Source organism: Bradyrhizobium sp. SRL28 (assembly GCF_018596315.1).
Lineage (GTDB): Bacteria > Pseudomonadota > Alphaproteobacteria > Rhizobiales > Xanthobacteraceae > Bradyrhizobium.
Genome location: NZ_JAHEAG010000017.1, coordinates 125,702 through 152,693, shown reverse-complemented (window position 1 = coordinate 152,693; position 26,992 = coordinate 125,702). Strand labels below are relative to the sequence as shown.

25 protein-coding genes, 1 tRNA gene and 2 pseudogenes are annotated in these 26,992 nt (G+C 61.4%); 13 read left to right on the top strand and 15 right to left on the bottom strand.

From position 1 onward, the window contains the following. Window positions 1-22: 22 nt before the first annotated feature. Complete coding sequence (locus tag KIP88_RS27700) at window positions 23-1,150, top strand: TAXI family TRAP transporter solute-binding subunit (RefSeq protein ID WP_249791057.1); 1,128 nt, start codon at window positions 23-25, stop codon at window positions 1,148-1,150. A gap of 150 nt (window positions 1,151-1,300) precedes the next feature. Here the strand turns inward: KIP88_RS27700 and KIP88_RS27695 are convergent, their stop codons facing one another. From KIP88_RS27695 to KIP88_RS27685, 3 genes are all read right to left on the bottom strand, one after another. Continuing rightward, on the bottom strand, window positions 1,301-1,753 hold the full coding sequence (locus tag KIP88_RS27695; protein ID WP_214491229.1) for a PPC domain-containing DNA-binding protein: 453 nt from the start codon (window positions 1,751-1,753) through the stop codon (window positions 1,301-1,303). A 146-nt stretch (window positions 1,754-1,899) separates the two neighbouring features. After that, complete coding sequence (locus KIP88_RS27690) at window positions 1,900-2,151, bottom strand: hypothetical protein (RefSeq protein ID WP_214491244.1); 252 nt, start codon at window positions 2,149-2,151, stop codon at window positions 1,900-1,902. 362 nt (window positions 2,152-2,513) lie between these two features. Then, window positions 2,514-2,693 carry a hypothetical protein gene (locus KIP88_RS27685; protein WP_214491243.1) on the bottom strand — a complete coding sequence of 60 codons (180 nt, stop codon included), beginning with the start codon at window positions 2,691-2,693 and terminating at the stop codon, window positions 2,514-2,516. A 50-nt stretch (window positions 2,694-2,743) separates the two neighbouring features. Here KIP88_RS27685 and KIP88_RS27680 point away from each other — a divergent pair, with 50 nt between their 5' ends. Then, on the top strand, window positions 2,744-3,064 hold the full coding sequence (locus KIP88_RS27680; protein WP_214491228.1) for a hypothetical protein: 321 nt from the start codon (window positions 2,744-2,746) through the stop codon (window positions 3,062-3,064). A 1,103-nt stretch (window positions 3,065-4,167) separates the two neighbouring features. On the opposite strand, the gene KIP88_RS27675 is transcribed toward KIP88_RS27680, so the two are convergent. Next, on the bottom strand, window positions 4,168-4,755 hold the full coding sequence (locus KIP88_RS27675; RefSeq protein ID WP_214491227.1) for a hypothetical protein: 588 nt from the start codon (window positions 4,753-4,755) through the stop codon (window positions 4,168-4,170). A 469-nt stretch (window positions 4,756-5,224) separates the two neighbouring features. Here KIP88_RS27675 and KIP88_RS27670 point away from each other — a divergent pair, with 469 nt between their 5' ends. Beyond that, window positions 5,225-5,884 (top strand): peroxiredoxin, encoded by a 660-nt coding sequence (locus KIP88_RS27670; RefSeq protein WP_214491226.1) that lies wholly within the window; start codon window positions 5,225-5,227, stop codon window positions 5,882-5,884. A 173-nt stretch (window positions 5,885-6,057) separates the two neighbouring features. Here KIP88_RS27670 and KIP88_RS27665 read toward each other — a convergent pair whose 3' ends face one another. From KIP88_RS27665 to KIP88_RS27655, 3 genes are all read right to left on the bottom strand, one after another. Then, window positions 6,058-6,459, bottom strand: coding sequence for a DUF2177 family protein (locus KIP88_RS27665; protein ID WP_214491225.1), 402 nt, complete (start codon window positions 6,457-6,459; stop codon window positions 6,058-6,060). 112 nt (window positions 6,460-6,571) lie between these two features. Continuing rightward, window positions 6,572-8,305: a methyl-accepting chemotaxis protein gene (locus KIP88_RS27660; protein ID WP_214491224.1), complete on the bottom strand. Its 1,734-nt coding sequence runs from the start codon at window positions 8,303-8,305 to the stop codon at window positions 6,572-6,574. A gap of 131 nt (window positions 8,306-8,436) precedes the next feature. After that, window positions 8,437-9,312: a DMT family transporter gene (locus tag KIP88_RS27655; protein ID WP_214491223.1), complete on the bottom strand. Its 876-nt coding sequence runs from the start codon at window positions 9,310-9,312 to the stop codon at window positions 8,437-8,439. A gap of 56 nt (window positions 9,313-9,368) precedes the next feature. On the opposite strand from KIP88_RS27655, the pseudogene KIP88_RS27650 reads away from it, so the two are divergent. Further along, window positions 9,369-10,002: pseudogene (locus KIP88_RS27650) on the top strand (zinc-binding dehydrogenase); the annotation flags it as partial. A gap of 188 nt (window positions 10,003-10,190) precedes the next feature. On the opposite strand, the gene KIP88_RS27645 reads toward KIP88_RS27650, so the two are convergent. Next, window positions 10,191-10,637: a hypothetical protein gene (locus tag KIP88_RS27645; RefSeq protein ID WP_214491222.1), complete on the bottom strand. Its 447-nt coding sequence runs from the start codon at window positions 10,635-10,637 to the stop codon at window positions 10,191-10,193. A gap of 335 nt (window positions 10,638-10,972) precedes the next feature. On the opposite strand from KIP88_RS27645, the gene KIP88_RS27640 reads away from it, so the two are divergent. The 7 genes from KIP88_RS27640 to fabA all read left to right on the top strand — a co-directional run bounded on the left by KIP88_RS27640 (window position 10,973) and on the right by fabA (window position 17,578). Further along, the gene (locus KIP88_RS27640) at window positions 10,973-11,230 is read left to right on the top strand and encodes a hypothetical protein (RefSeq protein WP_214491221.1); all 258 of its coding nucleotides are present in this window, start codon (window positions 10,973-10,975) and stop codon (window positions 11,228-11,230) included. A 51-nt stretch (window positions 11,231-11,281) separates the two neighbouring features. Then, a tRNA-Arg gene (locus tag KIP88_RS27635) sits at window positions 11,282-11,358 on the top strand. A 229-nt stretch (window positions 11,359-11,587) separates the two neighbouring features. Next, window positions 11,588-14,602, top strand: a complete 3,015-nt coding sequence (locus tag KIP88_RS27630; RefSeq protein WP_214491220.1) for a tetratricopeptide repeat protein — start codon at window positions 11,588-11,590, stop codon at window positions 14,600-14,602. Between the two features lie 270 nt (window positions 14,603-14,872). Beyond that, complete coding sequence (locus KIP88_RS27625) at window positions 14,873-16,264, top strand: MFS transporter (RefSeq protein WP_308163651.1); 1,392 nt, start codon at window positions 14,873-14,875, stop codon at window positions 16,262-16,264. Between the two features lie 121 nt (window positions 16,265-16,385). Beyond that, entirely contained in the window at window positions 16,386-16,649 is a 264-nt protein-coding gene (locus tag KIP88_RS27620) for a TetR/AcrR family transcriptional regulator (protein ID WP_214491219.1), read from the top strand. A gap of 128 nt (window positions 16,650-16,777) precedes the next feature. After that, window positions 16,778-17,008 carry a hypothetical protein gene (locus KIP88_RS27615; protein WP_214491218.1) on the top strand — a complete coding sequence of 77 codons (231 nt, stop codon included), beginning with the start codon at window positions 16,778-16,780 and terminating at the stop codon, window positions 17,006-17,008. A 39-nt stretch (window positions 17,009-17,047) separates the two neighbouring features. After that, window positions 17,048-17,578 (top strand): bifunctional 3-hydroxydecanoyl-ACP dehydratase/trans-2-decenoyl-ACP isomerase, encoded by a 531-nt coding sequence (gene fabA, locus KIP88_RS27610; RefSeq protein ID WP_214491217.1) that lies wholly within the window; start codon window positions 17,048-17,050, stop codon window positions 17,576-17,578. A gap of 573 nt (window positions 17,579-18,151) precedes the next feature. Here fabA and KIP88_RS27605 read toward each other — a convergent pair. From KIP88_RS27605 to KIP88_RS27590, 4 genes and pseudogenes are all read right to left on the bottom strand, one after another. Then, window positions 18,152-18,496 (bottom strand): hypothetical protein, encoded by a 345-nt coding sequence (locus KIP88_RS27605; protein WP_214491216.1) that lies wholly within the window; start codon window positions 18,494-18,496, stop codon window positions 18,152-18,154. A 337-nt stretch (window positions 18,497-18,833) separates the two neighbouring features. Beyond that, window positions 18,834-20,187: pseudogene (locus KIP88_RS27600) on the bottom strand (putative bifunctional diguanylate cyclase/phosphodiesterase). 723 nt (window positions 20,188-20,910) lie between these two features. After that, window positions 20,911-21,927, bottom strand: coding sequence for an alpha/beta hydrolase (locus KIP88_RS27595; RefSeq protein WP_214491214.1), 1,017 nt, complete (start codon window positions 21,925-21,927; stop codon window positions 20,911-20,913). A gap of 452 nt (window positions 21,928-22,379) precedes the next feature. Then, entirely contained in the window at window positions 22,380-23,549 is a 1,170-nt protein-coding gene (locus KIP88_RS27590) for a cupin domain-containing protein (RefSeq protein ID WP_214491213.1), read from the bottom strand. Window positions 23,550-23,869: 320 nt separating this feature from the next. Here KIP88_RS27590 and KIP88_RS27585 point away from each other — a divergent pair, with 320 nt between their 5' ends. Continuing rightward, window positions 23,870-24,232 (top strand): hypothetical protein, encoded by a 363-nt coding sequence (locus KIP88_RS27585; protein ID WP_214491212.1) that lies wholly within the window; start codon window positions 23,870-23,872, stop codon window positions 24,230-24,232. Between the two features lie 114 nt (window positions 24,233-24,346). On the opposite strand, the gene KIP88_RS27580 is transcribed toward KIP88_RS27585, so the two are convergent. After that, window positions 24,347-24,805 (bottom strand): hypothetical protein, encoded by a 459-nt coding sequence (locus tag KIP88_RS27580; protein WP_214491211.1) that lies wholly within the window; start codon window positions 24,803-24,805, stop codon window positions 24,347-24,349. Window positions 24,806-24,945: 140 nt separating this feature from the next. Further along, window positions 24,946-25,521: a hypothetical protein gene (locus KIP88_RS27575; RefSeq protein WP_214491210.1), complete on the bottom strand. Its 576-nt coding sequence runs from the start codon at window positions 25,519-25,521 to the stop codon at window positions 24,946-24,948. Window positions 25,522-25,789: 268 nt separating this feature from the next. Here KIP88_RS27575 and KIP88_RS27570 point away from each other — a divergent pair, with 268 nt between their 5' ends. Further along, window positions 25,790-26,185 (top strand): VOC family protein, encoded by a 396-nt coding sequence (locus tag KIP88_RS27570; RefSeq protein ID WP_214491209.1) that lies wholly within the window; start codon window positions 25,790-25,792, stop codon window positions 26,183-26,185. 210 nt (window positions 26,186-26,395) lie between these two features. Here the strand turns inward: KIP88_RS27570 and KIP88_RS27565 are convergent, their stop codons facing one another. Then, window positions 26,396-26,839 carry a hypothetical protein gene (locus KIP88_RS27565; protein ID WP_214491240.1) on the bottom strand — a complete coding sequence of 148 codons (444 nt, stop codon included), beginning with the start codon at window positions 26,837-26,839 and terminating at the stop codon, window positions 26,396-26,398. Window positions 26,840-26,992: the final 153 nt, after the last annotated feature.

Below are 26,992 nucleotides of genomic sequence, written 5' to 3'. Positions count from 1 at the left end.
AATTGCTGATGGGAGACATTCCATGCGCGCGATCTTTGGCGTTACCATTTGCATGCTGTGGGCCTTGTTCGCTGGCGCTGCCAGTGCGCAGCAGCGCGGCCCGGCCCAAGGCAACGAACTCCCCGAGCGAGATATTCTCAATGCCGGCACCGTCACGGTGATCACGGCTCCGATCGGCGGCCCGATGTCGATCATGGGCTCCGACATGGCCTCGGTGCTCGACGATGGCGACAAGCTCCGGGTGCTGCCAATCCTCGGCAAGGGCGCGGTCCAGAATCTCGTCGACATCCTCCGTCTGAAGAACATCGACATGGGCTTCGTCACGTACGACGCGCTGGAGTTCGCGAAGACCGAATACAACATTCCGGACATTGCCAAGCGTGTCCGCTACATCGCCCGTCTGTTCCACAACGACATCCACATCGTGGCGCGGAAGGAGATCAGGAGTCTGCAGGATCTCCAGGGAAAGAGGATATTCGCCGAACGGAGCATCGGATTTCCGGCGGCGCGCATCATCTTCCGCCGCATGGGCATCGAGGCTGATATCGACTGGCAGACTGATCCCACCGGCGGACTGCAAAAGCTGCTCAACGGCGAGCGTGACGCATGGATTGCGAGCGTTTCGAAGGGCGCTCCGGTCATCAAGAATATCGAGAACGAGGCAGGGAAATTTCATCTGCTGGAGATTCCCTACGCGAAGCCATTGCAGGATATCTATCTGCCGTCGTCTTTCTCGTCCGAGGAATATCCAAACCTCGTGCCGAAAGACACCAAGGTCTATGCCCTTGCCGTTCCAACCGTGCTGATGGTGTACAATTGGCCGCCTGAAAGCGAACGCTACCGGAGAGTTGCGCGGTTCGTCGATGCGTTGTTCGGCAAGATCGGGCAGTTACAGCAGCCCCCACGTCATCCGAAATGGAAAGACACCGTATTATCGATCAACGTCGCCGGACTGGAACGTTTCAAGCCCGCTCAGGACTGGCTGGACAAAGCCCCGCCGGCGGCGGCACCGCAACCGGGCTCGACCGCTGCAACGGCCGAAGAATTTCGCAAGTTTCTCGTCCAGAAACACGGCAATGAAAACGTCTCTTCCCAGGATGCGGCCAAGGCTTACAACGACTTTCTTAAGTGGCAGTCTGGACAGAAATGACATCATCTGCATCTGCGGGCTGCTGCCGTCTCCGCCGGCGTAAGACAGCCCGCCACTCGAATGTCTCTTCCAGCCTTTCGATCTGATCCTCCGTTTCGTCCTGATGTTTTCGAAGGCCGACAGGAGCTTGTCGAGTTCGCGGCTCGACGGTCAGCCTCGCGCACCTTCAAGATCGATCAGCGCGATCCCAAGGTCCGCCCTCTTCTTTCGTCGAAGCATCGCCGGGACTTCGGTCAGAACCACTTCCAGCGTCGGCCTGACCGTGCCCGCCAGCAGATGGCCGCCGCGTGTAGAACCATCGGAAAGGCCGAGCACGGCGTGGACATGAAGGGTTGGCTTGCCATCATCACCGACGGCAACGTCCCCGATCGCACTGAGGACCTCGCATTGTTCGCCGACTTCGATCTTTCTGTAACTTTTCGAGGCGATGTCGAACCACCCGACCGTCGCCCGCTCGAAGGCGCCGATCGCGGTCAGCGATGCGGCTGAAATTTCCTTGTCCCTGACGAACCGGGTGAGCGCGGCGAATGCCTCCTCGCCCGATTCCAGAACCACGACGTGGATCTGCGCGCCCTGTTCGGCGGCGACGATTTTGCTTTTCATGACTGTTCGAAACCAGAGGTGGCGGGGTTCTTGCAATTCAGGTCCATGAAAATTCTCCCAGAGAGTTCGATCCCGCACCAACTCGGCGCCGTGAGAGTCTTTATCCCAACGCACCTAATTCGACGGCCTTCGCAAGCGAAGGTGAGCTAGACTTTCTTCCCGGGTGGGTCTCCACCTCTGTCCACCCTGCTCACGCGCTGGGCGCGCTCCTTATCGGCAGGCTGCTCCTGTCCACGCTCGTCGCGGACGATGCCCTGGTCATGGCCACCGTCGGACGATCCAGGTTCGGTCGCTTCCCGTTGCTGTTTCTTGCCTTCCTGGACCAGAAGCTCATCACCGAGCATTTGCCCGATGAGCTGCTTTGTCTGGGCCTCGGCTCTCTCGTGAAATTTGCTCATTGCGGCCTCCTGCCGATGAGAACGGCCTCAGGCTGCAATGTTTCCATGGATGCGCCCGGGAATATCGGGTTTTGACTGCCTGCCGCCGCGCGCCGCCCTTGAGGCAGGTTCCAGCAATGGCCGGATGCTAAAACCGGAGACCGTGCGCATGGCGGTGCAGAACCATCTGGGCGACAAAAAGGTGACCGCAGCGACATCCGGGACTCTTCGCCAGGCGCCCCACGCATGTCGCGGAGCCTGTCATCGGGCGCGCATTCGCGCGACCCGGTGGCTCATGCGGGCTACACGTGCTGGAAGCGGAAACAGAAAACGGCGGGGAGATAACCCCGCCGTATGTATCTGACTATCCGATGAGCCTCTGACTATCCGATGAGCCATAGCCCCTTGTGGATGTCGAATTTCACCAGGCCTTCGTCGCGCATCTTCAGAAGCAGGGATTGGCAGGCTTCCTCATTCGCGAGATTGGCACGCCGCATGAGTTGATAGGCCTTTTGCGGTTTCTCGCGGAGCGCATTCAGGATATTCTCGCGATCTTTCAGCATGACTGGTCCTGCAATCCAAAACTGGCGTTGATGATGAACGGCTCAGGCCAATGAACGGCTCAGGCCACGAGTTTGATCTGGCCGTCTTCGAGATTTCCCGCCGCGAGCGCGTCGCGCGCCATCTTTTCGATAACAGGCCAATTTGCGAGAAGATATTTTTGCGCCAGCGCCTTCGTCGGCAACTCGGTTTGCAGAATGCAGCACTGCCGCGCGTTCCCGTTCGCGATCTGAAAGGATACCGCTTGCGGGCCCTCGATGATCTCCTGTTCGGTGGGCCTGGCAGCTATCCGCATCGCTATTCCTTTGTGAACGTCCGATTGGGCCAAGCCGTCGGGATCAGCATCAGCCGCCGCGCCTTATTCCGTTTTTAGGCTTGCGAATGAGCGGCGGGCCGCTGGCGGCCAGCTAGCGCTGATCGTCCTCGGCCTTTGGGGAGCCTTTCGGCCCGTGATCCGCGATTGGCTGCGTGTTGCGGACCGCTTCGGCCAGCATCAAGCGCAACTCATCCTTCGTCATCGGTGGTTGCCGCGTGGTCGATGATTTCCATTGTGCCATGGGGTCTATATGGGGATCCCGGAGCGGGAATTAAACCCCCGGACGCCAAGAACTTTCCAGCCAAATTTGCACGAACTACCCCGCCAGCTCGTAGGGTGGGCAAAGGCGCATAGCGCCGTGCCCACCATTTTTGCGCCGCTACTCCGATGGTGGGCACGCTGCGCTTTGCCCACCCTACGAACTGCGGCCTTTCACCGTCATTGCGAGGCAACGGTGTGACAAAAACCACTTGTCGGGCAAATCACCAAAAACCTGTCCAGCCCCCTCTGCAAAAATATTCCGCTTAACTTGCAGGCCAAATCACCGGCATAACTCCGCGCGTCTCACGGCAGATGAGGGGCGTTGGCCATCGTCACGAACGTGCGGTGAGATGCGATGGACGCAGATGGCGCGATAGACGTACGCGCCTGACGCGTACGGCGAAGTCGTGTGGTTCTGGCGCCGCGGTGCTGGCGTCAAGTTGCGCAGATTCATTTTTGAGCAGCGACGGTGGCAAGAAAGCCGTTCACCGGGGAGAGCACGAAGTAAGCCGTAAAGCCATTGCGCAGGGAAGGCCGGAGTGTTTCCGCTGAACCTGTATGCTCGTGTGCGCATTCTTTGTGTGCAAATGCACGCGAGACCGCGGGTGCAGCGCGCACCCGGTCTTCCCTGCGCCCTCTATTTCGAGAGGGCGGGAAGTTTCTGGCAAGCCTCGGGCGAATTGCGCCGCGAGATCGCCGACACATACTCACCTGTCATCACCCGCGAAGGCGGGTGACCCAGTATTCCAGAGGCCATAGCGATTGAACCGATAGGCCGCGGCGTACTGGATCCCCCGCATGCGCGGAGGATAACAGTGGAGGAGGACGCAAGACCTTCAAAAACAAAAGCGGCGGGAAGTAACCCCCGCCGCCTGGAATTCAATGATCCGCAGATGAACCTACAGCATCCCCATATCCAGCATGCCCGGCAGTTGCGCGAGCGGCAGAGCGGCTACGCCGATCAGGGTTGCGACCAGTGCCATGAGGCGGTGGTTGATGCGGCGCTTGCCGCGCATCTGGCTGGCAAGCCATTCCAGCACCTTGGTGTCGATCTTGGCGGCCTGCGTCGGCGCCCAGCTCTCGATGTCGGTATCGGGCGACAGCGCAACCGTGCGCGGCGGCACCGGCAGGCCGGACTCGGAGGCTGCATGGTGGGCAACCGCCTTGGCCAGGAGGTCGTCGAAACGTCCGTCGTCGGTACGCTCGGCGGCGGCATCGCTGATTTCAAACAGCGCCTCGACTTCGGCGCGGCTCACGGCCTGATGCTCGACCGCGCTCACGGTCAGGATGCGCTCGCACCAGGCGGCGTCGTCGGCATCGAGCGCGCGGGAGAAATGGATACGCCCCTTGGTCGTCGGCCCCTCGCCGGTGATCACGCCGTCGCGCACAATCGTGAGCGCGTGGGCCGCAGTCTTGCGGCAGGAAGGTTGGGGAACTTCGGAGGCCTCAGCAGCCTTGTCAGCGGTCTTGGCAGTCGCGGTAGACATAATTGCACTTCTCAATTTCTATTTCGGTCCAGCATTTCCATACGGGGCATGAACGAGCGGTTAACGAATCGAAACTCGCATTCCGAGATTCTTAGATGGTTGCCAATTGGTCGCTGTGAGGTCGGTCACGGTTCAGGGACCAAGCACTCCCGGGTGCAAAACGGCCCGGCGTGATGCGGGCGATAAAAGGCAATATCGGGGCACCGAGCGAGGGCAGAAAAGTGGAACAGCTTTGAAAAGACTGCGATCAAACAAAAACATAGCTCCAGAGCCTGATCCAACCCGGATGAATGCTGGAGCAAGCCGGTTCTTTTCGTCGCAGAGGCGCAGATCAAAAGAAGATGCTAGGAGTTCCGGGCATGCGGAGAAGGATCTCACCTTTTGCGCTAACCGGTTCACTTAACCGCTTCAGACTTCTATAATCCCAAAGACGAATTTTCCTGTAACTAGAATAAGATGAGGTCGTATCATGGCACTCCAGATTGGCGCAGTCGCCCCCGATTTCGAAGCCCAGACCACCGAAGGAAAAGTGAATTTCCACGACTGGATCGGCAACAGCTGGGCGCTTTTGTTCTCGCACCCGAAGGACTTCACGCCGGTTTGCACCACCGAACTCGGCGCTCTCGCAAAGTTGAAGCCGGAATTCGACAAGCGCGGCGTCAAGCTGATGGGCTTGAGCGTCGATCCCGTCGACCGGCACTCGAAATGGTCCGAGGACATCAAGGAGACGCAAGGCGCGGCGCCGAACTACCCGATGATCGGCGACATCGATTTCAACGTCTCCAAGCTCTACGACATGCTGCCGGCCTCAACCTCGGGCGATCCGCTCACGCGCACGCCCGCCGACAACCAGACCGTCCGCAACGTGTTCATCATCGGGCCGGACAAGAAGATCAAGCTGGTGCTGGTCTATCCGATGACCACGGGCCGCAATTTCGCGGAAATCCTGCGCGTCATCGACTCCTTGCAGATGACGGCCAAGCATCGCGTCGCGACGCCGGCCGACTGGAAGCAGGGCGAGGACGTCATCATCGCGGGTTCGGTTAGCGACGACGAAGCGAAGACGATCTATCCGGCAGGCTGGAAGGCGCCGAAGCCCTACATCCGCATCGTGCCGCAGCCGAAGTGACGGTTGCGATTGCTATGCAATCGAAACCGTCATCCCGGGATGGTGCGTTAGCACCAGACCCGGGATCTCGAGCGAGTTATCGTAGCTTCGTAGGGTGGGCAAAGCGCAGCGTGCCCACCATCAACAGCGACGCAAGTAGTGGTGGGCACGCTTCGCTTTGCCCACCCTACGATTCATCCCTTTGCCACCAGCCAATTCGCAACGAGCAGTCCGGCGGTCGATGAGATCGCCGTCACGAACGCGCCCCAGCTGATGTCGACGATCGCAACCTGCCAGCTCCAATGCTTGAGCAGCGCCAACGACGTGAGATCGAAGGTCGCATAGCAAAAGAACCCGAACAGCGCGCCATAGAGCAGCGTCGATTGCCAGTTCGCCCCTGCCCCGCCGCTAACGAAGATCACGATGCCGGCGACGTAGAGCAGATAGAACAGGATCGCGGGAGCGAGCTTGATCTCGCCCAGCATGTTGCCGACCTGGGAGGTGAAGAAGTCCTTGGCGACGACGCCAAGGAACAGGAAATCAAGGGGAACGATGACGAACAGCGTCACCAGATAGAGCGCGGCGTATCGGTTCACGCAAAGCCCTCCAGCCCGGGAACGAGGGGCAATCATTCGCAGTATAGGCAAACTACGAATCCGGAGGCTTCCGGTTTCACGGGCGGCGGGCTCCGCCGCCGTGATGCTCCGATCAGGCGGCGCGGACGCGGTCGAGGAATTTTTCGACCTCGGCCTTCAGCTGCAGGCTTTCGTTCGACAGATTCTGCGCGGAAGCAAACATCCGGCTCGAGGTCTCGCCGGTCTCGTCGGCGCCTTGCGCCGCGTTGCGGATGTTGGCCGCGACGTCAGCCGTTCCACTTGCCGCTGCGCGAACGCTCTGGGCGATGTTCTGGGTCGCGCCGCGCTGCTGCTCGACGGCCGCCGAGATCGAGGTGGCGATATCGCTGATGCGTTCGATGGTCTGGCCAATCGCCTTGATGGCGCTGACCGACTCTTCGGTCGCAAGCTGCATGTTGCCGATCTGGCTGGAGATCTCCTCGGTCGCCTTCGCAGTCTGGCCGGCGAGGCTCTTGACCTCCTGCGCCACCACGGCAAAGCCGCGGCCGGCGTCACCTGCCCGCGCCGCCTCGATGGTGGCGTTGAGCGCCAGCAGATTGGTCTGCTCGGCAATCGAGGTGATCAATTTCACCACGTCGCCGATCCGCGCGCCGGCTTCCGACAATTCGTTGATACGCTGGTCGGTGGCGACCGCCTGCTTAACGGCATCTGCCGCGATCCCGTTCGATTCCTGGACCCGGCGGGTGATTTCGGCGATCGAGCTGGAAAGTTCGTCCGAGGCGGTCGCCGCGGTGCGGACATGTTCGGAGGCGGTTTCCGAAGCGCCCGCCGACTTGCCCGACAGCCCGGCGGTGGTCCGCGCGGTCTCGGTGAGCTGCCGCGCGACGCGCTCGAATTCGCTGGAGGAGCTCAGCACCTTGTCGAGGATGCTGCCGACGCTGGTCTGGAACTCGTCGACGAATCCGCGCAGTTCGGTCTTGCGATGCTCGGCGGCTGCAGCGGCAGCCGCGGTCTGCTCGTCGCGCATCCGGCGGCGCTCGACCGAATTGTTCTTGAAGACAGCAAGAGTACGCGCAATCTCGCCGATCTCGTCCATCCGATCGTCGCAGTTGATCTCGACATCGGCGTTGCCGTTGGCGATGGCGGTGAGCGAAGCCGCAACCGACGTCAGCGGCTTGGTCACCCGCCGCACCAGCACCATGGTGAGCATCATCACGAGCAGCGTCGCGATGCCGGCGGCGATCGCCATGTTCTGGATGGCATGCGACAGCATGGTCTCGTAGTGAGCCATGGGAATGCCGACATAGAGAAGGCCGACCACCTTCCCCGAATTCACGATCGGATAGTACGCCGTCATGAACGTCTTGCCGAACAGCGTCGCCGGCCCCTTATAGGCCTCGCCGCGACGCACGACCGCCTGCCCCGGGTGGTCGGGGGCGAGCTGGGTGCCGACGGCGCGGTCGCCGTTCTCCTTCTTGACGTTGGTGGTGCGGCGGACGAACTGGTTGCTGGCGTCGTCATAGACGAACAGGGTCGCGTTGCCGCCGGTATAGCCCACGGCGCGATCGACGATCGCGTGGTCCTTAAACTCGGGCATCTTGGCTATTTCGGCGCGGGCGACGGCCCCGTCCTTGATGGTGATCTTGGCGTCGCTGTAGGTCTCGGCAAACGCCAGGCCCAGCGTGCGCAGATTGACCTCGATGTCCCGCAGCGCCCGGTCACCGAATTCGTTGGTCAGCGACCAATGGGCCGCCCCCACCACCAGCCCGGTGTTTACCGCAATCAGCAGGATGGCCGAGATGACGGCCTTGGTGCCGAGCCGCAGCTTCAGCGCCGGCAGAAACTTTCCAATGGATCGCGTGGTCATAACGAGAAATCCCCCAAAATCGGGCCCAATCTGACCCGTTTTGCTTACGATCGCCTTAATGGGCACAACCCAGGGAAAATACTGAGAAGATTAATGAAATTTATACGTGCATGAAGGCCGAGCGCTCTACTTCAAACTGAGCGGCGGTTGACCAGCAGCACCGCTGCAGCACAGGCGATCATGCCAACAATCGAAACCGCGTCGAGCTTCTCGCCGAACAGCACATACGCCATCAAGGACGTCACCGCCGGGACCAGATAGAACAGGCTCGCCACCGACGTCGCGGCCGAGCGGCGGATCAGCCAGTACAAGAGCCCGATCGATCCGATCGACAGCACCACGGCAAGCCAGGCCAGCGCCAGCATGAACTCGGTGGTCCAGTGCACCACATTGGTCTCGAACAGCCATGCGCCGAGGCCGAAGAAAATCGTCACCGCGACGTATTGCACGAGATTGCCGGAGCGCCAGTCGATCGCACCGCAGTAGCGGCGCTGGTAGAGCGTGCCGAGCGTGATGCTGACCAGCGATACGGCCGAGGCGAGCCATCCCCAGCCCGCCTCCCCGCCCATCGGCCTGTCGTGCAGGATCAGCACGACGCCGGCGAGCCCGAGCAGCAATCCGCCCCATTGCAGCGGCGTGACGCGTTCGCCGAGCCAGCGGCTCGCAATCGTCGAGGTGAGGATCGGCTGCAGGCCGGGAATCAAGGCCGAGAGCCCCGCCGGAATCGAATGCGCGATCGCGATCGCCGTGCCGCCGAGATAGATTCCATGCACCAGAATGCCGGCGACGGCGCTGTGTGCGATGCCGATGCGATCCGGCCAGCGTGGCCGCGCCACAGCCACGATGATCGCCATCAGTCCCACGACGAAGGCCATGCGGATCGCGAGATAGGTCAGCGGCTCGGCGCTATCAAGCACATATTTGGTGCCGATGAAGCCCGTGCTCCAGAGCACGACAAAGATCGCCGGCGCCGCGCGCGCGGCAATTTTTTCAAAATCGCCAGTCATTTGGCGTCCCTGTTGCCCGATCATAGGCTATGCGGCAAGAACTGATCGCGCCGGGCGACTGCACCTCGCGCTTCTCGATCGGCGGCAAGCCTGTTCATCACTACATGGGTACGTCGACGTTTGCGAATTACACCCGTGCTGCCGGAGATCGCGGTGGCGAAAATCCGCGAAGGCGCGCCGTTCGACAAGGTCTGCTACATCGGCTGCGGCGTCACGACCGGCATCGGCGCGGTCATCAACACTGCGAAGGTCGAGCAAGGCGCGAAGGCGATCGTGTTCGGGCTTGGCGGCATCGGGCTCAACGTGCTGCAGGTTCTGCGGCTCGCCGGCGCCGACACGATCATCGGCGCCGACTACACCTTCGACTGCACCGGCAACGTCACGGTGATGCGACAGGCGCTGGAAGCCTGCCACCGCGGCTGGGGCCAGTCGATCGTGATCGGCGTGGCGCCGGCGGGCGCCGAGATTTCGACGCGGCCGTTCCAGCTGGTGACCGGCCGGGTCTGGAAAGGCACCGCCTTCGGCGGCGCGCGTGGTCGAACCGACGTGCCGAAAATCGTCGACTGGTACATGCAGGGCAAGATCCAGATCGACCCGATGATCACGCATGTGATGCCGCTTGCCGAGATCAACAACGCGTTCGAGCTGATGAAGCGCGGCGAGTCGATCCGTGGCGTGGTGACGTTCTAGGAGATCACGCTTTCCGCAGACGTCATACCCCGCGAAAGCGGGGTATCCAGTACGCTGCGGCTTCTCGATGAATCGCGAGCGTCTCTGGAATACTGGGTCACCCGCCCCAGTGCGCAATTGCGCACAAGGCGGGTGACGACAATGGTGGGTGGGGCGCTCAGTTCAACGCAACGCGATTGCGTCGCGCACTACCACTCTTCCGGACAGGGATCGACGATCTTCCAGAGCTCGCCACCGTTCTTGATCTTCTTCATCTCGGTGGTGAGCCCGCCATTCCTGCGGATCCAGTCCTTCACGGAGTTCGGATAATAGGACATCAGGTCCGACGTCCCCTCCGCACTCGTGACCTTGATGCCGAAGGTGAAGGCCTTGTCGTAATAGGCCTGGTGGAAACCGACGCTGGCCTTCGGCGTGACGCAGATCTTGTTCATCGGCACGATGCCGAACACCAGCGTGCAAGCCGAATTGCAGATGCCGTCGATGATCACGCGCTCCTTGCGGTCGCGGATGCGCTTGTACTTGGTCTTGTACTCCTCGACATACCCGCCGTGATCGCGCCTAATATGCAGGTCGGCGCGCGCCGGGCTCGCGACCAGCACTGACAGGGACAGCAGGGCAAGAGACGTGATGCGCATGGGTCGATCGGGAACCGGATAGCCTTTGTGAGACGCGGGATAGGTCGGCCCGTAGAGTCAGAACCGGACAGCAAAATTCTGGCCGGACTGTGTTGGGAATTCGTTAAGCATCCCTTGAGGCCAAAAATGGGCGCGTTAGCGTGGTTTTCCGCAGCTTTTCTACCCGTTTCTCCTAGAATGCCAAATCAGATCGGCGAAAATGTCAGGGGCGGAAGCTTCGGTCGAATCAGAGGTTCAGCGCCTATCATGTTGTTTTAACGCGCTTTCTTCGCACGAACGGCTATCCGCTCAGCCCGAATTCGCTACTCTTTCAGTGGGACTTCCGGAGAATCAAAATGACCAAAACGAAGTTTTTCGTTGCCGCCGCCCTCCTCGCCACTGCGGCCCTCGCCCCAAACCTGGCAGACGCCCGCCATAATCGGCACCACCTGCACCATTGGGGCCTGCCCTACCCGATCAGCTATCTGCACAATTACGGCCCCGGCCTGCAGCCCGGCACCTTCGCTTATTACGACGGTCCCTCCACCATCCTCTGCCGCCAGAGCGCGGCTGCCTATATCGGCCAGGACCGACGGCGGCATCCCTGCTACTGACATTCCGCTGCTGGCCCTGCCGGGCCAAGTCTGATAATCGGCAGACCGCACGCGCTCGTAGCTCAGCTGGATAGAGCATCGGATTTCGATTCCGAGGGTCGGAGGTTCGAATCCTTCCGAGCGCGCCAGTTCGGTAAGCGGGCAATGAACTTCAGCCGTTCATCCATAGGGTAACACCCCTGCCAGGGCATTGTGGAACCTATGTCTCCGGAATGAACTGTCACCCTTCTGGGCTCGACGGCCGCGCGAGCTGCCGCGGCGCGATAACACGCTGCACGACAGGGTTGTCCATACGACAAGGGCTGCCTCCGGTTGAAATTTGGGTTAAGCTACGGAAGCCATCGCAGGGCACTATCCGTGGCCGACGATCTGAACGAGGCAAGTGCGCACAACAACCGTGGCCGCGTGCTCGCGGACCAGGAGCGCTTTGACGACGCAATCGAAGAATATCGCCAGGCAGACGAGCTTTGGCAAAAGAAGAAGTCCAAGGACCGTAAGCGCGCTCTGTGCAACTGGGCGGACGCCCTGCGCCTACAGGAGCACTACGATAAGGCAGCCGAGAAGTGCCTGCAGGCCATCGGCATCGATCCAGAATTCCCCGACGCCTACAACAGCTTTGGCTTGGTGCGCGCGGCGCAGGGGCGCTTTGACGAAGCGATCGAGCTATACCGCCGGGCGAACGCGTTGTGGCAGGAGAAGGAATCCAAGGACCGTAAGCGCACTCTGTGCAATTGGGCGGACGCCCTGCGCCTACAGGAACATTACGATCAGGCGGCCGAGAAATGCCAGCAGGCCATCGGCATCGATCCGGAATTCCCCGACGCCTACAACAGCTTTGGCTTGGTGCGCGCGGACGAGGAGCGCTTTGACGACGCGATCGAGCTATACCGCCGGGCGGACGAGCTGTGGCAGAAGCAGGAATCCAAAGACCGTAAGCGCGCTCTGTGCAACTGGGCGGACGCCCTGCGCCTACAGGAGCACTACGATCAGGCGGCCGAGAAGTGCCAGCAGGCCATCGGCATCGATCCGGAATTCCCCGACGCCTACAACAATTTTGGCTTGGTGCGCGCGGTGCAGGAGCGCTTTGACGACGCGATCGAGCTATACCGCCGGGCGGACGAGTTGTGGCAGAAGAAGGAATCCAAGGACCGTAAGCGCGCTCTGTGCAACTGGGCGGACGCACTTCGCGAGCAAGATCACTACGAACAGGCCGCCGAGAAGTGCCAGCAGGCCATCGGCATCGATCCGGAATTCCCCGACGCCTACAACAGCTTTGGCTTGGTGCGCGCGGCGCAGGAGCGCTTTGACGACGCGATCGAGCTATACCGCCAGGCGGACGAGCTGTGGCAGAAGCAGGAATCCAAGGACCGTAAGCGCGCTCTCTGGAGCTGGGCGAACGCCCTGAGCGCGCAGAAGCACCATGAACAGGCCGCCGAGAAGTGCCGAGAGGCCATCGACCTCGATCCGCAAGGCCCGTGGGGCCACATACGGTTTGGCTTGGTGCGCGCGGTGCAGGAGCACTTTGACGACGCGATCGAGCAATACCGCCAGGCGGACGAGCTATGGCAGAAGAAGGAATCCAAGGGCCGGAAATATGCCTTGCTATGTTGGGCATGGGCCCTGAGTGCGCAGGAGCACTACGATCAGGCGGCCGAGAAGTACCAGCAGGCCATCGGCATCGATCCGGAGTTCCCCGACGCCTACAACAGTTTTGGCTTGGTGCGCGCGACGCAGGGGCGCTTTGACGACGCGATCGAGCAATACCGCCAGGCGGACGAGCTGTGGCAGAAGAAGGGGTCCAAGGATCGGAAATATGCCTTGTTGAATTGGGGATTGGCCCTTCGCGAGCAGGAGAAATTCGAGGACGCGAAGACAAAATTCGATTGCGCCCAGGACATCAGCAAGGGCGATGCGCAGGCGGTTTACTTTTACGGCCTCAGCCTCGCCGATCTCGGCCAATACCAGGATGCGATCGCGCAATTCGATAAGGCATCTGTGCTCGACCAGGACGACCCGCTGCCGCGTCATGCCAAGTCAAACTTGTTGTTCCGGCTTGGTCGTTATGAGGAAAGTTGGAAGGAATGGCGGTCGGTGCGGCAATGCTATGAGCGCCTGCTCGACGGCGAGCTGCGCGGCGCGGAACGCTTGCAGAGAGCGGTCTATTTTGCCGCCGCGTTGGGAGAGAATGAGTCCTACGAGGAATCCGACAAATTATATAAGCGGGTTCTAGAACATCAGAACGACAACGCGGATGCATGGGCGGGACGCGCCATTCTCAACCAGAGATGGGCAAAGTCGGATGCGAAGAAGCCTGCTGAAATCCATGCTCGATTGAACTACCTGATGCCTCGGGCGAGTGAGTTGCTTAAGCGTCAACTTGGCAAGGGCACAGAACTCCAGACCCACCTCACCCTGGCAGCCCTTTACCTCGAATCCTGTGATTGGACGGAGGCCAGGGAACAGCTCGATCTCGCCGAGTCGGTCTGCCGCGGATCCAGGTTGAAGCACGCGCAAGTAACCGAGATGCGGGGCCTTGCCTGCTACCACAACGGGGAGCACTCCGAAGCCGTGAAACACTTCCGGCAGGCACTTCTAGTAAAGCCGGGGGATTTGACCTTGCAAAGCAATCTCGGAAACGCGCTATTGCTATGGAAACAATTCGAGAGTGCCCAGGCTCAGTTCGAGCAGGTGTTGAAGTTCGCGCCGGGAAATATCGATGCATTGCGCGGGGCAGCGCAAGTCTGTATCGAACTCGCGGACGATGGCGATCCGGATCAATACGAAATAGCTGTGCAATTTCTCACGAATGCCCTCAAGTATGGCAGAAACCAGGAATCGGGCTCAAAACGTTTGTCGAACAGCGACCTCGCAAAAATATACTATACGCGCGGATACGCCCGGACGAAATCCTACGAGGCCGGTGCGTCCCCGAACACGTTGATCGCGTCGCTCAAGGTCGCATCATACGACTTTCGGAAATGCAACGAGGCGGATCCCCACGACAGCAAAGCGCGTGCGGCGATTGAGAAGATCAACAAGCGCAAGCGCCAGCGCAGGGGTGAGTTTTTGGTGGAGGTGCTGGGCCCCACCATCATCTTTTGTTTGAGCGTGCTCGTATTCTTATTTGCGCAGCTGGCCTTCATCTGCTCGTTGTTCGGCAAGTCCCCAGAACATGCTTTGGTCAAAGACCAATGGGCCTACTTCTGGCTTACCTTCACCTCACTTTTGTTCATGATTGCGGCTGCCTATCTGCCACAGCTGCTCAAGCTGAAGTTGCCCGGCATCGAATTGGAAAAGGCGGCGGTCGACAAGGTTTCGACGCCCTCGATCGGGATCAGTCGGCCCGTACGGCTGATCAGGCCTTCCGTATGACAAACTGACCTGGAGCCTTGGCAGTGTCGACCGTTCCACCGTGGCCCGCAGATGGTCTGCGGCGGTAGCCGCTTGCCCTCGGTCCACCGCCGACCGGACACTCGGACGACTCGAGGCGTCGCTTCAAATCCTGCTGACACCACGCTGTCAGTAGGACTGGCGCATACGAAGCTATCGGCATGGAAGACTTCCACGGCCGAGGCGGCCACCGAAGTCGAGCGGGCCGCTGATCTCTGACCTACCCTAGATCCCTGCCATAAGGGGGACGGCATACACAATCGCGCATCCGAGGTAGCGCAAGGGCGATCGAACCTGATCACGCTCGCGCTTGGTCTCGGCACGTTCCTGACGCTGTTCGACGTGACGGCGGTCGTGGTCGCCATGCCCGCCATCGCCAAGGACCTTGGCTTTGCCGTCGCCGGTGCCGCCTGGGTCATCGACGCGTACAGCCTTGCCTTCACGGGCGCTCTCCTTGCATCAGGCGCGCTTGCAGATCGCTTCGGTCGCCGCCGCGCCATGTTGGCCGGCAATGCCGTGTTTCTCATGGCTTCAATCGCCTGTGGCTTGGCGACCAGCGGCCCGCTGCTCCTGACTGCGCGGGTCGTGCAGGGGGTCGGTGCAGCCTTCATGGTCACGGGTGCAATTGCACTCGTCGCCGGTGCGTTTCCAGACTATGGTCAGCGGGCGCGGGCGTTCGGCATCATCGGCGTGATTTCCGGTGTTGCCATGGCCTTGGGCCCGACCTTGGGCGGCTTGCTCGCCTCGTGGGTTGGTTGGCGTTGGATCTTTTACGCCAACGTCCCGTTCTGCCTGGCGCTGGCTCTCGCCGTGCCACGGGTCGTTGCCGAGACGAATGACCCGAACGGGCGTCCACTCGACCCTCTGGGTGTCGCGCTGCTGACGATATCGCTGGGCCTGGCAATCGATGCACTCTTGCGACGCGACGCGTCATTGGCGTTAAGAGCCGGCTGCCTCGTCGCCAGCGCTGCGGCGGCGTTCGTGTTCGTCTTGCAGCAATGGCGCAGTCCGCGTCCGGTGCTTGATCCCCGGGTGTTCGCAACGTCGGCGATGACAGGGGTCGGCGCGTTGTTGACCGCCATCCAGTTTGGTTACTGGGCCGTGCTGGTCTATTTGCCCCTGTTCCTGAGCGCCGGGCTGCTCGTGAGCATCGAAGTGGCCGGGGTAGCGCTGCTGGCGGCGACACTGCCGATGCTGCTGGTGCCGCTGTCAGGCGGCCGCTTTGTGACACGATGGGGATGGCGGCGTTTCTTCATCGTTGCGTTCGGCATCCTCGCCATAGGAGACCTGTTTCTGGTGTTGGCCACCCTCTCCGCCAGCCCTGCGATGCGCCTTGCAGCAACGATCGCCGGAATGCTGACGATTGGCGTCGGAGCCGCGCTGGCGAATCCGCAGATAGGGAACGTCGTTTTGGCGCTCGCACCGCCCACGCAGGCCGGCATGGCCTCGGCTGTGACAATGATCGTGCGCCAATCCGGCTTTGCCATCAGCATTGCCGCGTTAGGAGCGACGCTGGGGACGACCGAAGCGGCAGTGGCGTTTGCTACACCATTCACCCTGGCGGCATTCGCCGCGCTGGTCGCGATGGTCGCCGCTCTGGTTTTGCTTCCGGCAAAGTCCTCGCAAAACGTTGCGTCAAGTTAGGTCGCTCAGGCTCCAAAGCGTGCGCATCACCGGGACACGTCATGGTCTCCAGGAAACTTTTGACTTGAATCCCGGCTCGCAACGAGATTGAATTGAATTCAATTCACCGCCCGGATCGAGCATGACCGCAACGATCACGACACGAGAGAGATTAATCCGAGCGGCCGAAAAGGAGCTCATCCAGAGTCACGGGCATCTGGAAATGCAGGCCGTCGCGAAGCGGGCGCGGGTTTCGGTCGGGCTGGCCTATCACCACTTCGGATCGAAGGCAGGTCTGATCGCTACCGTTGTTGAAGCGTTCTATAGCCGCATCGATGAAGAGGTTTTCAACGACGTGTGCAGGCCCTCGGAAAGCTGGGCGGACAGAGAGAGAGACGGCGAATAGCATCCTATATCGCCTTCCACTACGACCACCCCTTCGCTCCCCTTGTCATCGGCGCCTTGAGCCGGGCGCCCGAAGTCCTCGATGTCGAGCGGGCTTTCACCAACAAACAGCTCGCTGGTGGCGCACGCATGATCGAGGCGGCGCAGCGCGACGGCTTCGTTCCCGATCACATCGATCCCCATCTCACCATTGCGCTGATGATCGGCGGAATTCGCCAGGCCCTTCTCGCTGCCCTGATGAGCGAACAACGACCCGATCCGGAGAAACTCACGGACGAAATCTGGGCCTTCATGGCCGGAGCCCTGCGCCTGACTGCCGGCGCCGGCATCGAAAAAAACGGTCGCGACAAAGTCGCCTGACGTCGCGCAACCGCCAGCCAAACACCGAAGGAGTTTGTCTTGTCCAACCCTCGCGACTTTCACACTGCGCAATCGTCCTACACAAAGGAGGATCTGCTCAAATCCAGCGAAGGCGGCTATTTCGGCCCGGGCAATGCCCAGCTGCCGGCACCGCCCATGCTGATGATAGACCGCATCACCGAAATCAGCCTGGACGGCGGCGAATTCGGCAAGGGTCACGTCATCGCTGAGCTGGATATCACCCCTCGCCTCTGGTTTTTTGACTGTCACTTTCTCGGCGATCCCGTGATGCCGGGATGTCTGGGTCTGGATGCCATGTGGCAGATCGTCGGCTATTGGCTTGGCTGGTCGGGTTCACCGGGAAAGGGCCGCGCCGTCGGCGTCGGCGAGGTCAAGTTCCGGGGAGACATCAAGCCAGACATCAAGCGCGTGCGCTACGAGGTCAGTATGCGCCAGGTAAGGCGCGGCAAACTGGCTGTTGGCATTGCAAACGGCAGCGTGTTTGCCGACGACGCATGCGTATATCTCGCCAAGGATATGAGGGTCGGAATGATCGCGTCCGCGACTTGAGGGCCACGCGCAGTGCTGCGGCAGCATGGGAACGCCGCGAACGAACAGCGCCATGGATCGTGGTCCGCCACGCCCCTCACAGACGAGCGCCGTCAGAAAACAAGCGGGCACCGATCAGGAACAAATCCAGATGATCGCAACCGCAATCGGAACACCCAAACCAAGTGCGCCGAAAATCGCCGGAACGAATTCAGAAAGCAAACTTGCTTCGTGTTTTACGCCAGGTGACGGCATGACGTTACTCCTTGGAGCCCCACGAGCCTCGGCTCGCCCCCAAGATGAACGATCAATTGCGCCTTCGGACTAACGCCCGTGGCGGCTCTCTTTAGAGGGGCAATGCTGGGGCGTTATGGTTAACAAGTAGTTAATCGGCATAAAGAGAAGTTTGCAGACCGCGCCTCGAAGGCGCGCCGCTTGATTGTGAATCCCACGCCGGCGCTACACACGTCGTTTCGGCCAAAGTTCCGGAAGAGTGCCTCGCCGGCATTGTCGGACCGCTCCCGTCTCGCCCCGGCCACCGCCAGGGAATGGCGCCCACGCGGCGCCACTCCTTTTCAGCGGCGCAGGCGCCGGTCAGAACGAGCAGCCAAAGGACGTGAGCGAGGCCTTCGTCGCATCCAGGGTCTGCTTGCAGGTCGATTCCATGGTCGCCTTCGCCGACGGATTCTTGGCCATGTCGACCCACGCCTTGCGCGTCTGGTCGATCTGCGTCTTGTACATCGCGCGCTGTGCCTCGGGGACCTTGGAGACGACGCAGGCGTCGTATTTGGTCAGGAAGTCGTCACAGGCGGCGATGCCCGTGCTCTGCGCGTGAGCCGTGGTGACGCCCGCGAGCAAGGCTATGCCCGCCGCGAGTGACAGCACCGGTCGGCGGTTCGCGCTCGAACCTGCCGCGGCCTTCGATGTTGCTTGACGCATAACTTTCATTCCTCTGTAACAACTGAATAATTTAGATCGCCGGCGTGCACTGGACTTCGCCCGCGTCTCACCGATCTAGCCGCAAAGCATCGCGCGCCGACAACCGGTCGGCGTTTTCGGACGTTAAGCAGTTCAAGCGTTGAGCAGTTCGAGGCGAGGCTGGGCACCACCGTGCCGGCCACGAATAAGTGTTCCGTCAATTTGGCGACATTAAGGGTGACGGCGTGGTGACATTGCGACGGCCGCGCGATCGATGACAGGCTGTCGCCATGATGTTGCGGTGCTAGCCCGCTGTACTGAACGGCAACGGAGCTGCGACATCAGGCGTTGATCGAACTCACCCGGCCGCGGCCATTCGCGGATGATCCGATACGCGGTAGTTGGCGATGAAGGTCTCGACCTCGCTCTGCGGCATCGGCTTGGCAAAGAAGTATCCCTGCATCGTCGAGCAACCGAGACGGTTGATGATCTCGACCTGCTCTGCCGTTTCCACGCCTTCGACCACGCAGTCGAATTTCAGGTTGCGGCACAGGTCGATCACCGTCTTGACGATGTTGCGGGCGTTCTCCTGTGTCGCGATATTGCGAATGAAACCCCGATCGATCTTGATCTTGTCCAGCGACAATTGATGGACACAGGCTGGACTGCCCCGATCCGAAATCGTCGAGCGCCACCTTCAATCCCATCGATCGCAAAATCCTGAGCGAATCCTGCACCTGCTCGTAATCCTGCATCAACGCCGTCTCGGTGACCTCGATGATGATGCGGCGAGGATCGATGCCGCTGCTTTCGATGAGGGCCACGGTCTGCAGGATGGTGACTTGCGAGATCAGGTCGCGCATCGACAGATTGAAGGACAGGAAGATATCGTCCGGCCAGGAGTGGGCGGCGGCCAGCGCCTTGCGCAACAGGACCTGCGTGATCGTCCCGATCAATTCGGTGCGCTCCGCGACCGAAATGAAAACGTCGGGAGCGACATCACCGAGCTCGGGATTATGCCATCGCGCGAGCGCTTCGAAGCCGACCAGCCGCGCCGTTCCGACATTGACGATCGGCTGATAGTGCAACGACAGTTCTGCGTCGAGATCGATCCGCCGCAATGTGTGTTCAATGGTGCTGAGCTTGCGGATTTCGACTTCGTGTTCCCTGGAGAAGATCACCGGCCGGCCGCGGTATCTTGCCTTGGCGTGGTAGAGCGCGTAGTCGGCGCGCTCGTAGAGCAGTTCCGCCGTCGTGCCGGCATCCGGTGCAAGTGCAAATCCCACCGAGCCGCCGATCTTGGCGACGATCCCGGCGACGGAAAACGGCGCGTCGAAGACGGAGCAGACTTTCGAGCCGACCGCAAGAACGGCCTCGGGATCGAGGTCCGCATCGACGATGATTCCGAACTCGTCGCCGCCGAGGCGCGCGATGAATTGCGTGTCGTCGGAAAGCTCCAGGAGGCGCTGGCCGGTTTCCTTCAGCACCCGATCGCCGACCCCGTGTCCGTAGAGATCGTTGACCGCCTTGAAGCCGTCGAGATCGAGCACGCCGACGACGAACCTGTGGTTTGCCGTTCTCGCCTGTTCTGCGAGGTCCGACAGCCGGTGGAAGAACTGGCGCCGGTTGGGCAGATCGGTGAGGCTGTCGACATTGGCGAGACGGAAGTTCTCGTTGCTGAGACGCCTGGTCTCCACCTGGCCATTGACCATGGCGGCGAACTGCCCGGAGCAGATGATCAGGATGTAGATCATCGCGACCGTGACCAGGAACAGGTTCAATCCAATGGCGATATGAACCACGTCGCCGCTCGCAAGCAGAAACACCACGAAAGGTGCGATCACCGTGCCGGTCAGGATCAGCGCCGCCGGGCGCACATGCATCAGGCAGAAGATGCAGCTGACGACCGTGATGCCGACGAAGAACAGGATATGGCCGTGGCGGGAGGTGTCGCCATACGGAAACAGACTGAGCGCCCACGTCAGGAATGCAAATCCCAGTGCGCCGCCCAGCAGCACGGTCGCCCGCAGGGTGCGGGCTGCGGCCTTCGGCTCGACCACGCCGTCGCGGCGGCGCAGCCAGATCAGGCAACGGATCGCGCACGCCCCGACCAGAAAGCCAGGAAACGCGACGGTCAAGCTTAGCGGCGCAATGTCCAGATGGGTAAACGCCAACGCAATCGAATTCACGCTCAGGATAAAATACAGCAACGGGACCTGCCGCGAAAACGCGGCGAGCTGCGCGCCCATCAATTCGTGATTCTCGGCATCGATTCGAAATAACTTTGCAATATTGTTCATGAGGCAGCCAAAAAAGACCCAACCTCATTGATCGTGCCGCAAATACCTTAAAATCGATGCCCTGCCGGTTCCACCGCGCTGCGCGGCTGGTTAACGGTTCGCTAATGCGTCGAAAATGGCTTCGCAATATCCCCTTTACGCGGCTGAAGTATCGATCGAACGGCGTATCACCCGCCGCACCTCTGCATTGGACAGGAACAAATCGTGGTTGATGACGCCCCAGCCCGCGTCGGACGCGTCGATGACGCGCACCCCGAGCTGCTCAATGGCAGCCTTCTCGGCGGCGCCGACCCGTGTCATCCCGCCGGCTATTCGCCCCGACAACGCCAGCGCGCGGTCGTTCGTCGCGGTGACGACGGTGATCTTGCGGCCGATGGGACCGATGCGAACAACCGCCGACGAGAATACGTCCATGTCGATGTCAGGTGAGGCAAACACCACCGCCCCAATCTTGTCTGCAACGGCGTCGCCATTTCGCGCATAGAGCTGGCGCAGGCTTTCGAGCGTCAGCATGGTGCCCATGCTGTGCGCGACGATGTGAACGCGGGCGGTGCCGGGAGTCGTGACGACGGATTGAAGCACACGTTCGAAGCCATCGCGGGACCACATCGCACTTTCGCGATCATAGGCATAATCGAACAGTCCCGCCTTGGACGGCCATGAGAAGACCATCGTCTGGCCGCGGAACCTGATGCCGTCAGCAAGATGCGCGGCATCGAGCGCCGCCGTCTCGAACGTCTGCTTGAAACCGTGCACGTAGATCAGGACGTCGCCGCTGCCCTGAGCGAGAAGATCGCTGACCTCGCCCGACACCGGCTCGACCCCATCAAGACGCCAGTCGCCAATACCGGCTGCGGCGAGCGAGAAACGACTCTCGTCGGGCGGCACCAGCTTCGCCCGGGCGACGGTCATCCGTGTCGCGCGCTCCGGCCCGAACCAGGGTTTCGCCCGCCCGCCGTTCACCGGCTTGCGCGTGGTTGCGACGACCAATGTCGGTTCTGCAGTAAGCGACGAAGCGTCGTAACGCGCGCCCGTCGCGCCCAGGCTCGCGCACCCGCCGAGCGCAAGCACGCTGGCGGAAGACACAATCCCGCGCAGGAACGCGCGGCGGGAAGCAGAAGTCTCGTTTTGCAGTAAATGTTGGACGATCACACAGGACCTTTGGGAACACGGCGTTCGCAGAGCGCGCCCCGCAGGTCTCCTGAACTAGGATGGCGAGAAAAGGGCGGACGATGGCAATCCGTTGTTCCGGTTCCGTCGCGATTCCGTGATCTGCGGGCGGCGCGACGAAACCATTTCGATTCGCCGCGAAGTCCTCTGGAAACAAAGGCCCCCTACCATGTTGTCGTGTCAAACGACGGGGTTAGATCATGTTGGTATCGGTCCTGAACCTCATTTATCGCGGATTTATCAAGCGTGCCCTTTCCGGCATGGCAATACAGGGAGGAAGGTTATGACCGAAGTCGTGACAGCATTCCTCATTTTCGTCAGCATCGGCATTTTCCTCGCGCATGCATTTGATGCCTATCGTCTGCGCTAGCCCTGCCCAACAGCAGGCAGACAGGATTGGGTCGTTTTAATGCGCGCCTGGCGGCCCTCTCCTATTAGGTTCCATCCTTGCCGGCGATGAACACGTCGCGATCCGGGAATTTTCCAAAAACTTCCGCCGGCTGACCGAAGTTCGTGGCGAGCACGTCCTTGGGATTTGCCGCGATCCATTGCGACAGGTCGATGGTCTCGTAGATCCCGGCATTGAATCCGATCAGGACGCGCGCAGATCCGCCGCCGACATTCTCGATCGAGTGGCCGTAGCCTTGCGGGATGTAGCCGACGTCGCCCCTCTGCAATCGCTCGATCCGGTAGCGGCCATGAGAGCCGAACAGGGTGACGCTCACCTCGCCCTCGACGACGTACTGCCACTCGTCGGCGTTCGGATGCCAGTGCAGCGTCCGCAGCGCGCCGGGATCGAGATCGAGCACGACGCCCGTGATCGTCTTCGCAATCGGAAAGCGGCTGGAATCGACGCGCCACTCGCGGCCGCCCCGATAGGCCGCATGCGGCGGCTGCGCCAGCAGGCGGTACTTGTGTGTTTCCGGCGGCAGCTTCCAGCCCTGCAGCGGCACCGATGGCTCGGCAGGCGGCGGTTTGCCGCGCGCAAAATACACTTCCTCCTTCGGGAATGTTGCAAACACAGCTTCCGGCAGGCCGAAATTCTTGGCCAGCAGCGCCGGCGGCGTATGTCCGACCCAGTCGGTGATGCTGAAGGTACCGAGTTCGGAGAAGTAGCCGTTGTCGAAGATCAGGATGAAGTGACAGGGCTTGTCGCCGAGGCATTGCAGCATGTGGCCGTGGCCGCGCGGGAAGTACCAGACGTCGCCGGGGTCGAAATCGTTGGTCTCGGCGAGGCCGCCTGGGTCGACGACGGTGGTGCGGACGCGGCCCTCAAGAACGAACGCCCATTCGGCCGCGGTGGCATGCCAGTGCAGTTCGCGCATCGCGCCGGGCTCAAGCCGCATCGAGACGCCGGCGATCCCCTTGGAGATCGGCAGTTGTGCGACGGTCGCCTCCTTGCCGTAACTGTGGCCGATGACCTTGCCCTCCGACTTCTCCAGCGCGAATTTGAAGGTCGGCAGATCCTTACCCGCGAGCGTTGGGTCCGGAACATTGTTCATGAAACTCGGATCGCCGCCGGCGGCCGGCTGGGTTCCACCCAGCGCTGCCAGCGAGGCGATGCCGGCGGCGGCCAAAAACTCCCGGCGTTGCGGATCGGACATGATGCTCTCCCTGCGGGCCAAGCGAAATGCTCCGACCACTGCCGGAGACGCGCCCACTAGACCACAAAGGTGGAGCTGGGGTGTGCCGGCCACAAGCCGCCGCCCCCCTAGGTAACCAGGACGTCAAACAAGGCCCGGCCAACGCTCTCCAGGCCCGTCGCAGGCTCAATTGAATGGCCATTAAATCAACAGGTTAGACAGACGCTTGGGGATGATGCTAGAGAACGCAGGTGCGCAGGCGGGATTTCGATTCCGAAGGTCGGGAGCTTTGGTCTCTCCAGGCGCGCTCGTTCGGCTTACGGCAATTCGGACATTTCGACATGAAAAAGATCATCCTGACGCTGGCGATCCTGTATCCCGCGGCGGCGCTGGCTCAGGGGGCCGCCCCCGCCAGCCCTCCGACCGTCGGCGACAAACCGCTGGTTGTGGTCGGCTCGAAGAAATCAGAGGCGGGCAAGAAGGAAAAGCCTCTGTCCCCCGCCCAGAAGCTGCAGGCCTGCCAGGACATCGACGATGCGACCAAGGAACGCCTGAATTGCTACGACGCCATTTATGCGCCGCAGCCCAAGCCGAAGGCGCCGGCGGCGAAAGGCGTTGCTGACTGCCGCTTCCTGAAGGAAGAAGACGAGCGGCTGACCTGTTTCAACGGTTTTGCGGACAAGATTCCGAAGCTGCCGCGCTAGAGCGTTTTCGAGCGAAGTGGAAGCCGGTTCGCGTCAAGAAAACGCGTCAAATATGAATCTAGAGACCCGTTTCGATTTCATCGAAACGGAAAAGGTTCTAGATCAGGCGGTGCGCTACCAGGTCCATCTCGGACCACCGAAAAAGCCGAATTGCGACTGCTGTGCGACCCGCATTTGCGGCTGCGCGAACTGCATCGGCGCCGCCGGACGGGGCTTGGCGATCTTGCGTTTGCGCTGCCCCTGCTCGGGCTTCTTCGCCTCTGCCGGCACGAACTGGGCAAACGTCTCCCGGACGCGGGCCTGGGCGGTGGCATCGGCCGAGGCAGGAGCCGCGGCAGGCGCAGCAGCAGCCTGGGCCGTAACGGCCGGCGGCGGGACAATGGTCGGAAGGCTGGTGTCGTAAACCACCCGCTCCGGCGGCTTTTGGTCGGAGCGAATACGTACGACGGTCTTGTCGACCGAAGAGGCGGCCTGGCTGGCCACTACGGTCTGCTGTGGGACGAACGCATCGATCGCCAACAACAGCGCGAGCAACACTCCGCCGACAAACAGGAAATAACGCGCTACGGGCATTGGTCTCGCTCCCCCCGCGCGAGTAGTGCGCGGTTCAATCGCCTAACGGGCGATACACCAGTTAGTTCCTGCCCCGCCGGCAAGGTTCAAAGGGGGCGATCACATTTTCGGGTGCGGATGCGCGTTTGAGCGCGCAAGGGTTAAATGCGGCTGGCCGTCACTACGGAACATTTCGCCTTATTTGCGTTGACGTTGACGAACCCGACCAGCATGCCGGCGTAGCGCTTCCGGCTCTTCATGTTCACGGTATCGGGAATGATACGCCTGCGGTCGGTCAGATGGCTGCCGTCCCGGCGGGCGAACTTGCAGGCGATCTCGATATCCTTCACCGCGTAGTCATTGGCGTTGCGGAGTGTGAAGGTCACCAGCGCCTTCGAGCCGAGCCCGCCCCTTCGCCACGACTGCGAGATAATTTTCAGGCCGTCGAGTGGCGACTTGGCGGGCTCCACCATTTCCGGCGGCGCGATGTCGAGAGGAGCGGCGGCCGGGTTGGCATCGGTGGGCGCCGGGCTCTGCAAGGTCGCCTGTGTCCCGGCCGTGTCGTCCGTGCGGGATGTATCCTGCGTAACGCGGGTGACTTCAGTCGCCGTCGAATGACTCTCGGCATCGCTTGCTTGCGGGAGCATCAACCATATGGCGCAGCCAGCGATGGCGATGGCCGGCAGCACGGCGAGCCGTGCTTCGGACTTTCCGAACGACCACCCGGCGATTGTCATAGCCGTGCCCTCACCCGGCAGCACCGGCGATTGCCGTACCGCGCACGAAAAAAGCCTTACGGGCGTTTCCCGTACGGCTTCTGTCACGACCGCCGCTGTACGGATCCCGCCGCCCGAAAATAATCACCCAGGGCAGAAATGGTTTCATCCCACCTCGACAATATTGCGGCGGCGCCGCAACCGGGATGGAATTGCGGATGCGCGGCGGCTACATTGGCCGCGCCGCAACCGGCCTCGAGCGCCGCAACAACAATAATGGGAGACCGAAATGCCGACCGTCGATTGGGCAGTTACTTGGGATCATGTTCATCTGCGCAGCCCTGATCCCGAAGCGACCGCAGCCTGGCTGGAAGACATTCTGGGCGGCGAGATCGTCCGTGGCCCCGGGCGGATCGACGTCAAACTCGGCGGCGCCAATGTGTTCATCGCACCCGTCACGGCCGGCGACGGCGTCAACACCCCGCCGGCGACGCCCTATCAGGGCCTCGACCATTTCGGCCTGACCGTGAAAGACATCGACGTGGTCGCCGCCGAGATCAAGGCCAAGGGCGTCGAGTTCACGAAGGAGCCGACCACCATCCGGCCCGGCGTGCGCATCTGCTTCATCCGCGGACCACAGGGCATTTCGATCGAACTCCTGGAGCGCGACAAGAAATACGCCTGACGCGTCTTCGGTCGGGCGTGCCAGAACTTCCCCTTTCCCTGTCATTGCCTGCGACAAACGCGAAGCGTTTGCGCAAGGGAGCAAAGCGACGAAGCAATCCATCCATCCCCGTGCGGAGAGATGGATTGCTTCGCGGAGCCTGTCATCGGGCGCGCATTCGCGCGACCCGTTGGCTCGCAATGACGACAACGTATAACGGTCGCTTGCGCGTTAGGTCATGCTGCCCGGCATGAAGCAGCGGATGCTCAATCCTTGATAACCGCGGATCGGCCAGACCATGGTTCGGCCTACCCGGTTCGGCTCGGTGATGACGGCATCCTCGGGCACGTCGTGCCACTCGCCGTCGATGCGAACGCGGTAATGCCCGCTTTTCGATTCCCAATCCACGTCGCTGACGGCGCTGCCGTCTGCGTCGGAACAGCATGGTCCCTTCCCGCTCTTGAGACTGTCGAACCACTGCTTCAGCGGCGAGTTGGCATAGCGGCCGTCGGGATCGCGGGCATCGCCGGGATCCGCAGCCAGCGGCAACATCAGCAACATCGCACCGATCATCAACGACCAACGGCCCGCACGGTGACGGCCCGTAGTTTCACGGTTGCTATTCTCTGCGTATGGGCGCGGCACGTGGCCGCCGGAATTCATCCAGTTGGTCACCTGTTTCTCTTGCTCCAGCACCCGCCGGCCGGTGCCAAACCGAGCCATGCATTTCGCGGGCCAAGTTGAGTCGCGAGTCACCCCCGCATCACGTCGGAGTGGCACGTTTCGAGTTTGCTTCCTGTACGGGAATTGGCAGTCAACCTGACGCGT

Excerpts from the sequence above, each read along its gene's own strand:
- KIP88_RS27695 (WP_214491229.1), bottom strand. The coding sequence starts at position 1,753 with ATGAAAAGCAAAATCGTCGCCGCCGAACAGGGCGCGCAGATCCACGTC.
- KIP88_RS27690 (WP_214491244.1), bottom strand. The coding sequence starts at position 2,151 with ATGAGCAAATTTCACGAGAGAGCCGAGGCCCAGACAAAGCAGCTCATC.
- KIP88_RS27670 (WP_214491226.1), top strand. The coding sequence starts at position 5,225 with ATGGCACTCCAGATTGGCGCAGTCGCCCCCGATTTCGAAGCCCAGACC.
- KIP88_RS27590 (WP_214491213.1), bottom strand. The coding sequence starts at position 23,549 with ATGTCCGATCCGCAACGCCGGGAGTTTTTGGCCGCCGCCGGCATCGCC.
- KIP88_RS27570 (WP_214491209.1), top strand. The coding sequence starts at position 25,790 with ATGCCGACCGTCGATTGGGCAGTTACTTGGGATCATGTTCATCTGCGC.
- KIP88_RS27680 (WP_214491228.1), top strand. The coding sequence starts at position 2,744 with ATGAACGGCTCAGGCCACGAGTTTGATCTGGCCGTCTTCGAGATTTCC.
- KIP88_RS27700 (WP_249791057.1), top strand. The coding sequence starts at position 23 with ATGCGCGCGATCTTTGGCGTTACCATTTGCATGCTGTGGGCCTTGTTC.
- KIP88_RS27620 (WP_214491219.1), top strand. The coding sequence starts at position 16,386 with ATGACCGCAACGATCACGACACGAGAGAGATTAATCCGAGCGGCCGAA.
- KIP88_RS27605 (WP_214491216.1), bottom strand. The coding sequence starts at position 18,496 with ATGCGTCAAGCAACATCGAAGGCCGCGGCAGGTTCGAGCGCGAACCGC.
- KIP88_RS27640 (WP_214491221.1), top strand. The coding sequence starts at position 10,973 with ATGACCAAAACGAAGTTTTTCGTTGCCGCCGCCCTCCTCGCCACTGCG.
- KIP88_RS27645 (WP_214491222.1), bottom strand. The coding sequence starts at position 10,637 with ATGCGCATCACGTCTCTTGCCCTGCTGTCCCTGTCAGTGCTGGTCGCG.
- KIP88_RS27675 (WP_214491227.1), bottom strand. The coding sequence starts at position 4,755 with ATGTCTACCGCGACTGCCAAGACCGCTGACAAGGCTGCTGAGGCCTCC.
- KIP88_RS27685 (WP_214491243.1), bottom strand. The coding sequence starts at position 2,693 with ATGCTGAAAGATCGCGAGAATATCCTGAATGCGCTCCGCGAGAAACCG.
- KIP88_RS27655 (WP_214491223.1), bottom strand. The coding sequence starts at position 9,312 with ATGACTGGCGATTTTGAAAAAATTGCCGCGCGCGCGGCGCCGGCGATC.
- KIP88_RS27575 (WP_214491210.1), bottom strand. The coding sequence starts at position 25,521 with ATGACAATCGCCGGGTGGTCGTTCGGAAAGTCCGAAGCACGGCTCGCC.
- KIP88_RS27615 (WP_214491218.1), top strand. The coding sequence starts at position 16,778 with ATGATCGAGGCGGCGCAGCGCGACGGCTTCGTTCCCGATCACATCGAT.
- KIP88_RS27660 (WP_214491224.1), bottom strand. The coding sequence starts at position 8,305 with ATGACCACGCGATCCATTGGAAAGTTTCTGCCGGCGCTGAAGCTGCGG.
- KIP88_RS27580 (WP_214491211.1), bottom strand. The coding sequence starts at position 24,805 with ATGCCCGTAGCGCGTTATTTCCTGTTTGTCGGCGGAGTGTTGCTCGCG.
- KIP88_RS27585 (WP_214491212.1), top strand. The coding sequence starts at position 23,870 with ATGAAAAAGATCATCCTGACGCTGGCGATCCTGTATCCCGCGGCGGCG.